9 protein-coding genes are annotated in these 13,618 nt (G+C 65.7%); 1 reads left to right on the forward strand and 8 read right to left on the reverse strand.

Annotation, left to right across the window (positions count from 1 at the left end):
- Nucleotides 1–71 precede the first annotated feature (71 nt).
- The gene (locus tag ACN9M4_RS04475) at nt 72–911 is read right to left on the reverse strand and encodes an EamA family transporter (RefSeq protein ID WP_426302365.1); all 840 of its coding nucleotides are present in this window, start codon (nt 909–911) and stop codon (nt 72–74) included.
- A gap of 85 nt (nt 912–996) precedes the next feature.
- Between ACN9M4_RS04475 and ACN9M4_RS04480 the strand changes: the two genes are divergently transcribed.
- Nucleotides 997–1,884 (forward strand): LysR family transcriptional regulator, encoded by an 888-nt coding sequence (locus ACN9M4_RS04480; RefSeq protein ID WP_426302366.1) that lies wholly within the window; start codon nt 997–999, stop codon nt 1,882–1,884.
- Nucleotides 1,885–2,180: 296 nt separating this feature from the next.
- Here the strand turns inward: ACN9M4_RS04480 and ACN9M4_RS04485 are convergent, their stop codons facing one another.
- The 7 genes from ACN9M4_RS04485 to ACN9M4_RS04515 all read right to left on the reverse strand — a co-directional run bounded on the left by ACN9M4_RS04485 (nt 2,181) and on the right by ACN9M4_RS04515 (nt 13,465).
- Nucleotides 2,181–3,221 (reverse strand): NAD(P)-dependent alcohol dehydrogenase, encoded by a 1,041-nt coding sequence (locus ACN9M4_RS04485; protein ID WP_426302367.1) that lies wholly within the window; start codon nt 3,219–3,221, stop codon nt 2,181–2,183.
- Between the two features lie 69 nt (nt 3,222–3,290).
- Nucleotides 3,291–5,798 carry a GcvT family protein gene (locus tag ACN9M4_RS04490; protein WP_426302368.1) on the reverse strand — a complete coding sequence of 836 codons (2,508 nt, stop codon included), beginning with the start codon at nt 5,796–5,798 and terminating at the stop codon, nt 3,291–3,293.
- Between the two features lie 34 nt (nt 5,799–5,832).
- Nucleotides 5,833–6,762, reverse strand: coding sequence for a formyltetrahydrofolate deformylase (purU, locus tag ACN9M4_RS04495; RefSeq protein WP_426302369.1), 930 nt, complete (start codon nt 6,760–6,762; stop codon nt 5,833–5,835).
- A 27-nt stretch (nt 6,763–6,789) separates the two neighbouring features.
- Nucleotides 6,790–8,625 carry a BCCT family transporter gene (locus ACN9M4_RS04500; protein ID WP_426303383.1) on the reverse strand — a complete coding sequence of 612 codons (1,836 nt, stop codon included), beginning with the start codon at nt 8,623–8,625 and terminating at the stop codon, nt 6,790–6,792.
- 828 nt (nt 8,626–9,453) lie between these two features.
- A complete protein-coding gene (fdhA, locus tag ACN9M4_RS04505) occupies nt 9,454–10,668 on the reverse strand; it encodes a formaldehyde dehydrogenase, glutathione-independent (RefSeq protein WP_426302370.1) in 1,215 nt (404 codons plus the stop codon).
- Nucleotides 10,669–10,754: 86 nt separating this feature from the next.
- On the reverse strand, nt 10,755–12,164 hold the full coding sequence (locus ACN9M4_RS04510; protein ID WP_426302371.1) for a ferredoxin reductase: 1,410 nt from the start codon (nt 12,162–12,164) through the stop codon (nt 10,755–10,757).
- Nucleotides 12,161–13,465: an aromatic ring-hydroxylating oxygenase subunit alpha gene (locus ACN9M4_RS04515; RefSeq protein WP_426302372.1), complete on the reverse strand. Its 1,305-nt coding sequence runs from the start codon at nt 13,463–13,465 to the stop codon at nt 12,161–12,163. The genes ACN9M4_RS04510 and ACN9M4_RS04515 overlap by 4 nt, the downstream gene beginning before the upstream one ends.
- Nucleotides 13,466–13,618: the final 153 nt, after the last annotated feature.

Genomic DNA, 13,618 nt, shown 5'->3' on the forward strand with positions numbered 1-13,618 from the left:
CTTCCGGACCAAGCACGACGGCGACATTCCGCAGCAGCGGGGTGTCGCCGTCGTTCGTTAACTGACCGCCCTTAGTGCCTGAGCCGCAGCACGGCGGCGTTCGCAGCGACGATCACCAGGATTCCCGCCCATTGCAACAGATCCAGGGACTGGCCCAGGGCAAGGAGCCCGATCAGGGCCGCGAACACCGGATTCACGCTCATCAGGATGCCGAACAGCCCGGCGGGCACATGGCGCAGGGCCAGCAGGTCGGCGATGTACGGAACCGCGGAGGCCAGGACCCCGGCGCTGACCGCGCACACGATGACGAACCAGTCCACGGGGCGGCTCAGCAGGATGACGACGGCCACCGGCAGGAATGCCGTGGCGGAGACGGCCATGGCTGCGGCAGTGCCCTCGATGCCCGGGATGCGTTGCCCGATGGTGCGGTTCAACAGGATGTATGAGGCCCAGCTCGCAGCTCCCACCAGGCCCATGGCGATACCGAGGTAATCCGTGGACGGGCCTGGTTGCGTGATGGCCACGACGCCGGCCGTCGCCGCGAGGGCGCAGGAGGCTCCGGCCTTGCTGCGGGCACCGAAGAGGGCGATCGACAGCGGCCCCAGGAATTCCAAGGTGACGGCCAGGCCCAGGCCGATGCGTTCGATGGCCGAATACAGGCCGAGGTTCATGGTGCCGAAGACCACCGCGAGCAGGAGCACCGGCCAAAGCTGCTGCCGGGTGAAGCTCCTGAACCTGGGCCGGGCGATCGGCAAGAGCACCGCGGCCGCGATCAATTGCCGCACCGCGACAACGCCGAGCGGACCGATGGCCGGGAACGCCAGGGACCCACTCGCCGCGCCCAGTTGGTTCGACAAAGAACTGGCCATCAGCGTGGCCACGCCGCGTGCGGTGCTCCTGCCTTTATTCATGCCAAAAGTCTCGGGCCTCGGGCGGCATCCACATAATGCACGGGTCGGCGTATTCATGCGTCTATCGCATGAATAGAATCGCCTCATGGACATCGAATTCCGGCAGCTGCGGTGCTTCGTGGCGGTGGTGGACGAAGGCACCTTCACGGATGCCGGGATCAGCCTGGGGATCTCGCAGACCGCCGTTTCCCGTAACCTCGCCGCGCTCGAGGAACACCTTGGCGTGCGGCTCATCCACCGCACCACCCGGAGCGTCTCCCTGACGGAGGCGGGGGAGCGCGCCCTGGCGCACGCGCGGCGGGCGCTTGCCGCCGTCGTCGGGCTGGAAGGGGCAGCACAGGGCGGCGGGCGCCTGAGGCTCGGCTACGCGTGGTCGGCCCTCGGCAGCCACACGCTGGAGCTGCAGCGCCGCTGGGCGGCCGGATACCCGGACACAGAACTTGAGCTGGTCATGGACAACAGCCCGACGGCGGGGCTGCTTGAGGGGACGAGCGACGTCGCGATCCTGCGGCGGGCGCCGTCGCTTGGGAAGACGGCGGCGCGGAACGTGGAGCTGCGGCGGATCGGGAGCGAGAAACGCTTCTGCGCCATGGCCGCGGACGATCCCCTCGCCCGCCGGCGAAGCGTGGGCCTGGCCCAGATCGCGGACAGGCCGCTGGCCATTGACGTGCGGACCGGGAGCACCACGCTGGAGCTCTGGCCGGCGGAGTCCCGGCCCGCGAAGACCATGGAAATCCACAGCGTGGACGACTGGCTGACGCTGATCAGCAGCGGCAAGGCCCGCGGCGTGACGGCGGAGGCCACGGCGCACCAGTACCGGCGCCGCGGCCTCGTGTACCGTCCGGTGCGGGACGCCCCGCCGGTGCCGGTCCATGCCGCGTGGGTGAAAGGTGAGCTCACTGCTGCGGGGCGGAGGCTCGTGGGGTTGCTGGAGGAGCTGTACGGCGCTGGGGCGCAGGGCGTGACGCGATAGGTTACAGCGGGAGATCATCGTGGATGCTTGTGAGACACGAGCCATAAGGGGACGGAATAAAGGTCACCGCAATGGCTCCGGCCCAGCTCAGCTTCTTCCAAGGGCTCGGCTTTTCACAGCCGGCAACGACCCTGGCCCTGGTGGGCCACGTGCCGGGGCGCGAGCCGGCCACGACCGACTGACTTTTGATACAAGAATGACCCGAGCAAACGTTGGTTACCCCCTGAAATTTGAGGGGGTAACCAACGTTTGCTCCGGTGGAAATCCCCGGGGCCCCGGCCGCCCCAGCAGAGCCCTTACAGCGTCGCCGTGTCGATCACGAAGCGGTAGCGCACGTCCGAGGCGAGGACGCGCTCGTAGGCTTCGTTGATCTTCTCCGCCGGAATGACCTCGATCTCGGCCCCGATGCCATGTTCGGCGCAGAAGTCGAGCATTTCCTGGGTCTCGCGGATGCCGCCGATGTTGGAGCCGGCCAGGGACTTGCCGCCGACGATCAGGCTGAAGATCTGCAGGTCCAGTGGTTCGCCCGGAGCGCCGACGCACACCAGCGCACCGTGCGGCTTGACCAGGCCCAGGTAGGCGTCCAGGGAGATGGCGGCGCTGACGGTGTTGATGATGATGTCGAAGCTGCCGGCCAGCTCTTCGAAGGTGTTCTCGTCGCTCATGGCGTAGTAGTGGTCCGCACCCAGGCGCAGGCCGTCCTCCTGCTTCTTGAGCGACTGGGACAGCACGGTGACCTCGGCACCCATGGCGTGGGCGAGCTTAACCGCCATGTGGCCCAGGCCGCCCAGGCCGATCACGGCGACCTTCTTGCCCGGGCCGGCGCCCCAGCGCCGCAGCGGGGAGTAGGTGGTGATGCCGGCGCAGAGCAACGGCGCGGCGACGTCGAGGTCCAGGCGTTCGGGAATCCGGACGGCGAAGGCCTCGTCCACCGCCACGTGGCTGGAGTAGCCGCCCTGGGTGACGGTGCCGTCGCGGTCGGTGGCGGCGTAGGTGCCCACGTTGCCGTTCAGGCAGTCCTGCTCCTGGCCGGCCAGGCACTGTTCGCATTCGCGGCAGGAGTTGACCATGCAGCCGACGCCGACGCGGTCGCCCACCTTGTGGCGGGTCACCTCGCTGCCGATTTCGGAAACGACGCCGGCAATTTCGTGGCCGGGCGTGAGCGGGTAGGAGACGGGGCCCCAGTCGCCGCGGACGGTGTGGATGTCGGAGTGGCAGATTCCGGCGAACTTGATGTCGATCAGGATGTCGTGCGGACCGAGCGCGCGGCGCTCGACGGTGGTGGGGACAAGGGGTTCCGTAGCGGATGTAGCAGCGTAGGCCTTGGCAATAGTCATGTTTAAAACACTAGGGGGTACAGACGGGGCCGAGGGAGGCCCTGTCTGTACCCCCTAGAACGGGAATAATCAGCCGCGGATGCGTTCCATGGCCGGATCGTACAGCGGTTCTGCGGTCACCGTCGCCGGGATGCGCTCGCCGAAGTACTCGATTTCCACGGCATCCCCGACGCCGAGGGCGGCCGGCAGCCAGGCGTAGGCGATCGGTTTGTGGATGGAGAAGCCGTACGCGGCGCTGGTGACGTACCCCGCGGCATCCCCGGCCACGTACACAGGTTCCTTGCCCAGGACCACCGAGGTGCCGTCGTCGATGGTCAGGCAGCGCAGCACCTTGCTGGCCGGCTCTTCCTTGCGGACGGCCAGTGCCTCGGCGCCTACGAAGCCCGTCTTGTCCTTGGCCACGGAGAAGCCCAGGCCGGACTGGTAGGGATCGTGCTCGGTGTTCATGTCCGTGCCCCAGAGGCGGTAGCCCTTCTCCAGACGCATGCTGTTGAACGCGCCGCGGCCGGCGGCGACGATGCCGTGCTCCTGGCCCGCCTCGAAGAGCAGGTCCCAGAGCTTCAGCCCGTACTCGGCGGTGGTGTAGAGCTCCCAGCCGAGTTCGCCCACGTAGGAGAGCCGCATGGCGGTGACCGGGATGCCGCCCACGGAGATTTCCTTGGTACGGAAGTACTTCAGGCCGTCGTTGCTGAGGTCATCGTCGCTGACCTTGCCGATGACCTCACGGGCCAGCGGGCCCCACAGGCCGATGCAGCAGGTGCTGCCGGTGATGTCGCTGACGTGCGCCCACTGGGACGGATCTGCGGCCGACTGCTTGCGTGCTTCCACGCGCAGGTAGTCGAAGTCCACGTTGCTGTTGACGCCCAGCTGGAATTTCTCCTGCTCAAGGCGGGCCACCGTCACGTCACTGCGGATGCCGCCGTCGTGCTCCAGCAGGAGGCAGTAGGTGACCGCGCCGGGCTTCTTGGTGATGTTTCCGGTGCTGAGGCGGTGCAGCAGCGCCTCGGCGCCGGGACCCACAACCTCCAGCCGCTTGAGCGGGGTCATGTCATAGAGCCCGACGGCGGTACGCGTCCGCCATGCCTCGGCGGCGGAAATGGGGGAGTGGAACATGGCGGCCCAGGAGTCGCGCTCCGGCGCCTGCCATTCGGCGGGCAGTTCCTCGAGCAGGCCGCGGTTGGCTTCGAACCAGTGCGGGCGCTCCCAGCCGGCGGACTCCAGGAAGAAGGCACCCAGCTCCTTCTGGCGGACGTTGAAGGGGCTCACGCGCAGGTCACGCGGGGACTCCTTGGGCTGCAGCGGGTGCAGGACGTCGTAGATCTCCACGAAGTTCTGCTGCGAGGTTTCGCTGACGTACGCATCCGAGGTCTGGACCTTTTCGAAACGGGTCAGTTCGGTGCCGTGCAGGTCGGTGCGGGAGCGGCCTTCGACCAGGAGCTCGGCCACGGCCTTGGCCACACCGGAGGAGTGCGTCACCCACACTGCCTCGGCCACCCAGAAGCCGGACAGGTCCGGGTGCTCGCCGATCAGCGGGCCGCCGTCCGGGGTGAAGGAGAAGATGCCGTTGAAGCCGTCCTCGATTGCGGCGCTGCGCAACGGGGGAAGCAGGTCCTGGCTGTCCTCCCAGGCCGGCAGGAAGTCTTCCAGCGTGAAGTCCAGGCGGGAAGGCATGTGGTGGTCCGACATCTCCTCGGCGGAGACCTTCGGCAGCTCGGACATGTCCACCGGCATGGGACGGTGCGCGTAGCTGCCGATGCCGATGCGGTTGCCCCATTCGCGGTAGTACAGGTCCTTGTCCTGGTAGCGCAGGATCGGCTTGCTGGCGCCCTTGGGGAGCTCGTTGACGCCCTCAAGCTCGGCAAGGGGAGTGGTGACGACGTACTGGTGGGCCAGCGGCAGCAGGGGCACTTCCAAGCCCACCAGCTTGCCGAGCTCACGGCCCCAGAAACCGGCGCAGGAGACCACGATGTCAGCCGGGATCAGGCCGTTGTCGGTTTCGACGCCGGTCACCTTGCCGCCCTCCTGGGCGATGCCCGTGACGGTGGTGGACCCGAGGAAGGTCACGCCGCGGTCACTGGAGCGCTCGATGAGCAGCTGCACGGCGCGGGCCGCCAGGGCCAGGCCGTCGGTGGGGATGAGCAGGCCGCCGAGGACCTCGCGGCCGCCGGTGAGCTTGCCGGTGTTCAGGAGGGGGTAGATCTTCTCACACTCATCGGCGTCGATGATCCGGCTTTCGACGCCCCAGGAGGTCATCACACCCATCTTGCGCTTGAGGTCGGCGAAGCGCTCGGGGGTGGTGGCCAGCTCCAGGCCGCCCACCTGGTTGAAGCAGGACTGGCCGTCCTTGCTCAGGGAGAGCAGCTTGTTCACCGTGTACGTGGCGAACTCGGTCATGGTCCGGGACCCGTTGTTCTGGAACACCAGGCCCGGCGCGTGCGAGGTGGAGCCGCCGGCAAGTTCCAGCGGACCCTGCTCGACGACGGTGACGTTGGTCCAGCCCCGGCTGGACAGTTCATCCGCGATGTTGGTGCCGACAATGCCGGCGCCGATGATGACGACGCGTGGTGATGCGCTCATGAGTGCTGTTTCTCCTGTTTACTTGGCGTTCGCGTTAGCGGAAGACGACGGTGCGGGTGTTGTTGAGCAGGACCCGGTGCTGGCAGTGCCACTTCACTGCCCGGGACAGTGCCTGGGATTCGGCGTCCCTGCCGACGGTGACCAGGGCGTTCGGGTCCAGGCTGTGGTCCACCCGGAACACTTCCTGTTCGATGATCGGGCCCTCGTCCAGGTCTGCGGTGACGTAGTGGGCGGTGGCTCCGATGAGCTTCACGCCGCGGTCGTAGGCCTGGTGGTAGGGCTTGGCGCCCTTGAACCCTGGCAGGAAGGAATGGTGGATGTTGATGGCGCGGCCGCGGAGGGTCTCACTGAGGTCGTCCGAAAGGACCTGCATGTAGCGGGCCAGGACCACCAGGTCGGCCTGGTACTCCTCGACCAGTTCCAGCAGGCGCGCTTCGGCCTGCGGCTTGGTGTCCGCGGTGACCGGGACGTGGATGAACGGCAGGCCCGCGGCTTCCGCCATGGGGCGCAGGTCCTCGTGGTTGGAAACCACGACGGCGATCTCCGCACCCAGGCTGCCGGCGCGCCACCGGAAGATGAGGTCGTTGAGGCAGTGGCCGAACTTCGAGACCATCACCAGCAGGCGCTGGGGGCGGCCGTCGTGGATGGCGAACTCCATGTCGAACTCATCGGCCACGGCTGCGAACTCGGCGCTGAGGCCCTCGGCGGAGACGTCGCTGTCTCCCGGAGTGAAGGCCGTGCGCAGGTAGAGCTTGCCGCTCATGTGGTCATCGAACTGCTGGTGTTCAACGATGTCGAAGCCCCGGTCAGCGAGGAAGCCGGTGATGGCCCGGACGATTCCGGGGCGTTCCGGGCACGCAAGGGTAAGGACGTACTGTGCGGTGCCGGTGCCACGGACACTTGCGGCGGCGCCAGCTTCTGCCGTCGCGCCACTGGTGGGACGGCCTTCGAGGACTGTGGTCATGGTCTACTCCTGGTTCTTTGTGAGGGCTTAGTTGTCAGCAGGGGAAGCCGCGCAGCGGCCGTCGTCCGTGCAGCGCTGATCGCATTGATGCTTGGTAACGAGATCGAACTGGACGCCGCCGTGCTGGTCCACGCCGCTGCGGATGGCGCGTTCCACCACCGAGTCGGCCAGCCGGCGTCGGAGGGAGAGCGGATCCCGGCGTAGGTCCTTGGTCAGTGCGAAGCAGAGGAGGAGCATGACGAGGACGAAGGGCAGGGCTGCAACGATGGTGACCCGTTGCAGGCCGGACAAGGCTTCGGAGGGTTCGTCACCGCCCGCCAGCAGCATGACCGCGGCCACGGCGCCGGTCAGTGTGCCCCAGAAGATCACTACTCCTCGCCGGGGTTCCTCGGCACCGTTGGAGCTGAGCGAGCCCATGACAATCGAGGCAGCGTCGGCACCGGTGATGAAGAAGATCGCCACGAGGATCATGGCCAGTACGATCACCGCTGAGATGGCCCAGCCGGGCATCTGCAGGTTCTTGACCAGATCGAAGAGTGCACCGTCGAAGTTGATGGTGGAGACGCCGTCGACCATCTTTGCGATGCCGTCCGACGGGTTTGCCGTCTTGTCGGCGATCTGCTGGATGTTGAAGGCGGTTCCGCCGAAGATGCCGAACCAGATGACGGACACGATGCTCGGCACCAGGAGCACCCCGGTGACGAACTGGCGGATGGTGCGGCCGCGGCTGATCCGGGCGATGAACAGGCCAACGAAGGGCGTCCAGGAAATCCACCAGGCCCAGTAGAAGATGGTCCAGCCCGACATCCACTTGCGCAGTGCCTCATCGCCCACGGCTTCGGTGCGAGATGACATGGTGGCGAGGTCGCGGATGTAGTCGCCCACGGCGGAGGGGATCAGGTTCAGGATGAACAGGGTGGGGCCGGCCACGAACACCACGAGTGCCAGGACCACAGCGAGGACCATGTTGATGTTGGAGAGCCACTGGATTCCGCGGCTGATGCCGGAAACGGCCGAGGCCACGAAACAGAAGGTCAGAATGGCCACGATCACCACCAGGACGGGAGTGCCGATTTCACCGGCCCAGCCGTTGGAGGTGATGCCGCTGCCGATCTGCAGGGCGCCCAGGCCCAGGGACGCGGCGGTTCCGAAGAGCGTGGCGAAGATGGCCAGGATGTTGATGAACTTGCCGACTGGGCCTTCAACGGCGCGCACGCCGAAGATCGAGGTGAACGCCACGGAAATGAGCTGGCGCCGGCCTAGCCGGTAGGTGCCGTAGGCCATGGCGATGCCGACCACGGCGTACATTGCCCAGGGGTGCAGCGTCCAGTGGAAGATCGAGGTGGCCATGGCCGTCTGGATCGCTTCGGGAGTGTGCCCGTCCACCGTTCCCGGCGGGGGCGAGATGAAGTGGTAGAGGGGTTCAGCCACGCCGTAGAACATGAGGCCGATGCCCATGCCGGCGGCGAACATCATGGAGATCCAGGAGACGGTGCGGTATTCGGGCTTCTCACCGTCCTTGCCCAGCGGGATGTTGCCGAACTTCCCAAGAGCCAGCCAGAGAATGAACACGACGAAGAGCGATGCCAGCACCATGAAGAGCCAGCCGGTGTATTCCATGACCCAGTCCAGGACACTCTGCGAGGTCGTGGCCAGGCTGTCCCGGCCGAGGAACCCCCACAGCACGAAGGCAAGGGCGATCACGCCCGTGATGCCGAACGTCCACTTGTCCAGGACGAGCTTCCGGTTGCGGCGGGCACTGACTGCCTGCTCGGTCCTGGACTGGCGCAGTTCCTGCAGGATCTGCCGGTTGAGCTCGCTGTCGCTGTCGCTGTCCTGCTCCGGTTCGTGCTCGTTCTGCATTGTCGTGGCTGCTTCGTCTAGTTCAGGGCCTTGCTCTATCTCGCCTACTTGGTCTATCTCGCCATTCAAGGTCATGGGGGGAATCCTTTGCCTGTGCTCAGATGAGGGTTTGGAAGTGGCCGTTCACAGTCCGGCCGGGCGGGAGGTTGGGGGCACCGTGGGGGGCGGTGCCCCTGATTACGCCGTCGATCATCGGCGGGGCCGTATTGAGTCGCAGAGCTTCCTCTGGGGCCGGTTGGCTTAGCGGGCACGCCCTGTGCATGGTGGACCTCTTTTGCATTCGAGATGGGGAAGAACGAGGCGTGCGGGCCGTACAGTTTGTTCCGCAGTGATCAACAGACTTCGCTATATGCAACAGCGTGGCGGAGCTCACAGGGCTTGTCAAGACCTTTTCGCTCTGTTTCCTCCGCATTCTTGGCGCCGGCGCACAGCACTGCTTCGGGAATCACGCTTTCCGCATAGCAATTGTTGTTGCGCATTACGCGGTTTGGTCATGATCCGAAGAGGTTTAGGGTGATCTGCAGCCACGCTTCTCCGCAGGCGTGTGAGCACGCGTGGGAAGCAGTTGTACAGGGTCCAGAGATGGCTGACTATCGGGGCAGCTTGGACGGCACGGCACGGCGGAAATCCGCGCTGCCGGCACGGCGCAACGGTCCCCATTGCTGCCTCGATCGTGTGGGGCAGCTCGACGGGCTCTGAGATGTGTCCCGTTGTTCGGGCGGGTGGTTCCTTCGTCAAAGACGACGCGGCCGGTGCCCCACCCGGCATGGCACGGGGTGGTGCACCGACCGCTCTGGTCTGGCTTTAAGGAAGACTTCCTACCTCGAACTAGTTGCTGAGGTAGCCGTTCGGGTTCAGGACGTACTTCGTGGCGGCTCCGGCGTCGAATTCCGCGTACCCCCGCGGGGCGTCCTCGAGCGGAATGGCCTTGGCGTTGACGGCCTTGGAGATCTGGATCTTGTCATGCAAGATCGCCATCATCAGCTGCCGGTTGTACTTCATCACCGGGCATTGGCCGGTCGTGAAGGAGAGGGACTTCGCCCAGCCGGTGCCCAACGACAGGGAAAGGCTGCCCTTCTTGGCCGCCTCGTCCGCAGCGCCCGGATCCCCCGTGACATAAAGGCCGGGAATACCCACGGATCCGCCGGCAGCAGTGAGGTCCATCAGGGAATTGAGCACGGTGGCCGGCGCCTCCTGGGCCCCGGCACCGTGTCCGCGGGCCTCGAAACCGACCGCGTCGATACCGGCATCAACCTCGGGGACGCCGAGGAGCTGCTCGATCTGGTCAGCCGGGTTGCCGTTGGCAACATTGACGGTTTCGCAGCCAAAGGAGCGGGCCTGGGCCAGGCGATCCTCATTGAGGTCGCCCACGATGACCACCGCCGCCCCCAGCAGTTGGGCGCTGGCCGCTGCGGCAAGCCCCACGGGGCCTGCCCCGGCAACATAGACGGTGGACCCGACGCCGACACCTGCCGTGACGGCCCCGTGGAATCCGGTCGGAAGGATGTCCGAGAGCATGGTCAGGTCCATGATCTTTTCCAGGGCCTGGTCCCGATCGGGGAACCGCAACAGATTCCAGTCCGCGTAGGGGACCAGGACGTATTCCGCCTGCCCGCCTACCCATCCGCCCATGTCGACATAGCCGTAGGCGGACCCGGGACGGTCCGGATTCACGTTCAGGCAGATTCCTGTCTTGCCCTCCTTGCAGTTCCGACAGCGCCCACAGGAGATGTTGAAGGGCACCGAGACGATGTCCCCGACCTTGATGAACTCGACGTCGGGCCCGGTCTCGATGACCTCGCCGGTGATCTCGTGCCCCAGGACGAGGCCGGCCGGCGCAGTCGTGCGGCCGCGAACCATGTGCTGGTCCGAGCCGCAGATGTTCGTGCTGACGGTGCGCAGGATGACCCCGTGCGGGACCTTCCGGCCCACATTGATGGGATTGACGCCGGGGCCGGCCTGCAGTTCAAAAGTGGGATACGGGGTATCGATGATTTCCACGACCCCCGGTGCCTTGTAAGCAACGGCTTTGTTACCTGACATTGAATGGCTCTTTCCGTGAAGTGAATTGACTCAATTGGTACGTGCAGCGCACATCGCCGTGGAGCATGCGATGGCGTTCAGGCCGGTCAGGCGTCGATCACCAGGTCCGTCTGCGCAGTGGAGCAGCAGGGCAGGAACTTGCCCGCAGAGATTTCCCGTGCCCGGATCCCTCCTTGGTGGTTCATCTCGACCTCCCCGGATAGCTTGACGACCTTGCAGGATCCGCACATGCCTTCCTTGCAGTTCGCGCCGATCCTGACGCCCGCACGCTGGGCCACCTCAAGGATGTGCTCGGCGGGGTCGATCCGGACGTTGATGCCGGTGCGCATGAAGGACATGGTGAGGCTGCCTGTGCCCACCGTGTCAAAGCTCGAGGCATCGGGGGTGACGGCCTCAGGCTCCGCACCGCCGTCGGAGGCTTCGGAAGCGGGTGCCCCGGGGTCGACGGGTTCCAGCGGCAGCCCCGAGGCCTGCAGGGTTCCGTCGGCGTCGTAGCCGGGCTCGTAGAGTCCGAACGCGGCGGGCTGGCCTTCGAAGTACTCCTCGGCGGATTCGGCGATTTCCTCCGCGATTTCCTCTGCGATGTTTTCGGCCAGGGCGAGCTCCGCCTGGTACTCAAGAAGCGTCTGGCGGTCACCCGAGAAGAACTCCATGTAGATGGAGGTGTCGTCGACGCCGACCTCCTTGAGGAGCTCGGTGGCGCCGTTCAGGTACCCCTCGGGGCCGCAGGCGTAGACCTGGCGGCCGTTGGCATCCGGGGCCACCTCGTTGAGCATGGTCGCCGACAGCCTTCCGCTGAGCCCCTCCCAGTCCTCGGGCCGGCCGCGGTCGCCCAGGGAGTAGAAGACCCTGAAGCGTGAATCCACGGAAGCGATGTAGGCCAGTTCCCTGTCGAAGGCGAAGCCCCCGGCGTCCGAGCCGTGGTAGAGCACCACGACATCTGCCAGTCCCGGCAGGGAGTGGATGGTCCGCACCATCGACATGATGGGGGTGATGCCCGCGCCGGCAGCGAGCAGGAGGTACCGTGCCCGGCGGTCGGCGTCGGGCAGGTGGAATGCCCCCACCGGTCCGAGCATCTCAAGCACGGTGCCGGGCTTGACGTTTTCGTGGACCCACGGCGAGACCAGACCCGTGGCGTCGCGCTTGACGCTGATGCTGAAGGTCCACGGCTGCGTCGGCGAACTGGACAGCGAGTAGCTGCGGTCCACCGGTTCCTGGTCCTCGCCGTTCAGCGGGAAGGCGACGTTCACGTACTGGCCCGCGCGGAACGCCAGGGGCGCACCGTCGCAGCGGCGGAACACGAAGGTCATGATGCCGCCGGCCTCGGGAACGGTCTCGACGCATTCGGCCATGAACTCCTGGGGGTGCCAGGGGCCCAAGGCGTGGGCGGCGCGGGCGGGCACCTCGGTGCCGCCCATCACCCTGTTCCACGGCATCTCAAGACCGCGGATGCGCTGTGGTTCCAGGATTGCCGTTTCGGGGAGGAGCTCAATCATGCCAAGTGCTCCTGCACACGCTGCACGTACCAGTTGATGAATGCTTCGACCTGGTATTCGCTCTTCATGTACGGGCCGGGCTCGTAGGCAGGGCTGCCGGCACCCTGCTGGCACAGCTCCACGAACGCCTTGTCCTGGATGTTGGTCTGCTTCCAGACGTGGGTGAGCTTGTCCAGGTCGTAATCGACGCCTTCCACGGCGTCGTCGGCCACCAGCCAGGTGGTGCGTACCAGGCTCTGGTGTTCGTTGATGGGGAAAACGCCGAAGGTGATGACGTGGTCGCCCATGAAGTGGAACCAGCTGTTGGGCTGCAGGTGCATCGAGCAGCGGCCAAGGCGGAAGTCGGGCAGGTCGCCGAGCAGCTTCTTGGAGAGCCTGCGCCCGTCGGCGGAGAAGGATTCACCCTCGCCGTCGAGTGCTTCACGGGAAATGCGGATACCGGCGACACGGGTGTCGAGCTCCTCGATCACTTCGTAGGGGAGACCGTAGCGGCGGCAACGCTCCTCGAGCGAAGACTGTGCTTCCTTGTTGCGGTCCCACACCTCCTCGAGGTGGGTGGGGATGAGGCCCTCGGTCAGGCCCCAGGTGGGGAAGAGGGAGCAGGCAAGTTCCGGGTGTCCGTCGCAGTGGTAGCACTCACGGTTGTTCTCCATGACGAGCTTCCAGTTGCCCTCTTCGATGATGTTCTGCTGGTAGGCGATCTTGGTCTTCGCCAGTTCGTGGGGTGCGAGGTAAGGCTCGAAGATCTTGGAGGTCTCGTCGAAGTCGGTCGGCGGTTCGTTCGCAACGCAGACGAAGATGAGGCCTGCGACTTCGCGGCCGTGGGCGCGCTTGAGGCCGAAGCAACTCTTGTCGAACTTGGTTTCACCCGGTGCGGAGGCGTGGATCAGGTTGCCCTCGGGGGAGTAGGTCCAGGAGTGGTAGCCGCAGACCAGGTTTCCGGTTGACCCGGTGCTTTCGGTCAGGACGCGGGCACCGCGGTGGCGGCACACGTTGTGCAGGACGTTCACGCCGCCTTCGTCATTGCGCAGCACGATCAGGGAGTAGGGGCCGTAGTCGACGGTGACGTAGTCCCCCGGCTCAGGCAGTTCAGCGGTGCTGGCTGCGAAGACCCAGTGCTGGCCGAAAATGGCTTCCATGTCGAGGCTGAAGACCGTGGGATCGGTGTAGAAGGGGGCATCGAGGGAGTAGCCGGTGCGCCGGAACTCAAACAACGCGGTGATTTCTGCCAGCTGCTCGGCGGGCAATGTTGAAGCGAGCTTTCCGCGTGAATTCAGGGGCACGTTCACTGAAGCAGTCATGGGTTTCCTCCCGGGAGGCATGGGTAAGTGGGTGTTGCGTGTCGACCACGGGCGTGTGGGGTGCAGGCGGCGTGATCGAAGACCTTGTAGTGATGAGATTAGGGTCACTTGAGCTGCAACAAAAGCGCAAGATTTTGAAGATAACCATGCACA

Source organism: Arthrobacter sp. R-11 (assembly GCF_049913155.1).
In the GTDB taxonomy this organism is placed as follows: Bacteria; Actinomycetota; Actinomycetes; order Actinomycetales; family Micrococcaceae; genus Arthrobacter.

Excerpts from the sequence above, each read along its gene's own strand:
- fdhA (WP_426302370.1), bottom strand. The coding sequence starts at position 10,668 with ATGTCAGGTAACAAAGCCGTTGCTTACAAGGCACCGGGGGTCGTGGAA.
- ACN9M4_RS04500 (WP_426303383.1), bottom strand. The coding sequence starts at position 8,625 with ATGCAGAACGAGCACGAACCGGAGCAGGACAGCGACAGCGACAGCGAG.
- ACN9M4_RS04510 (WP_426302371.1), bottom strand. The coding sequence starts at position 12,164 with ATGATTGAGCTCCTCCCCGAAACGGCAATCCTGGAACCACAGCGCATC.
- ACN9M4_RS04480 (WP_426302366.1), top strand. The coding sequence starts at position 997 with ATGGACATCGAATTCCGGCAGCTGCGGTGCTTCGTGGCGGTGGTGGAC.
- ACN9M4_RS04490 (WP_426302368.1), bottom strand. The coding sequence starts at position 5,798 with ATGAGCGCATCACCACGCGTCGTCATCATCGGCGCCGGCATTGTCGGC.
- ACN9M4_RS04515 (WP_426302372.1), bottom strand. The coding sequence starts at position 13,465 with ATGACTGCTTCAGTGAACGTGCCCCTGAATTCACGCGGAAAGCTCGCT.
- ACN9M4_RS04475 (WP_426302365.1), bottom strand. The coding sequence starts at position 911 with ATGAATAAAGGCAGGAGCACCGCACGCGGCGTGGCCACGCTGATGGCC.
- purU (WP_426302369.1), bottom strand. The coding sequence starts at position 6,762 with ATGACCACAGTCCTCGAAGGCCGTCCCACCAGTGGCGCGACGGCAGAA.
- ACN9M4_RS04485 (WP_426302367.1), bottom strand. The coding sequence starts at position 3,221 with ATGACTATTGCCAAGGCCTACGCTGCTACATCCGCTACGGAACCCCTT.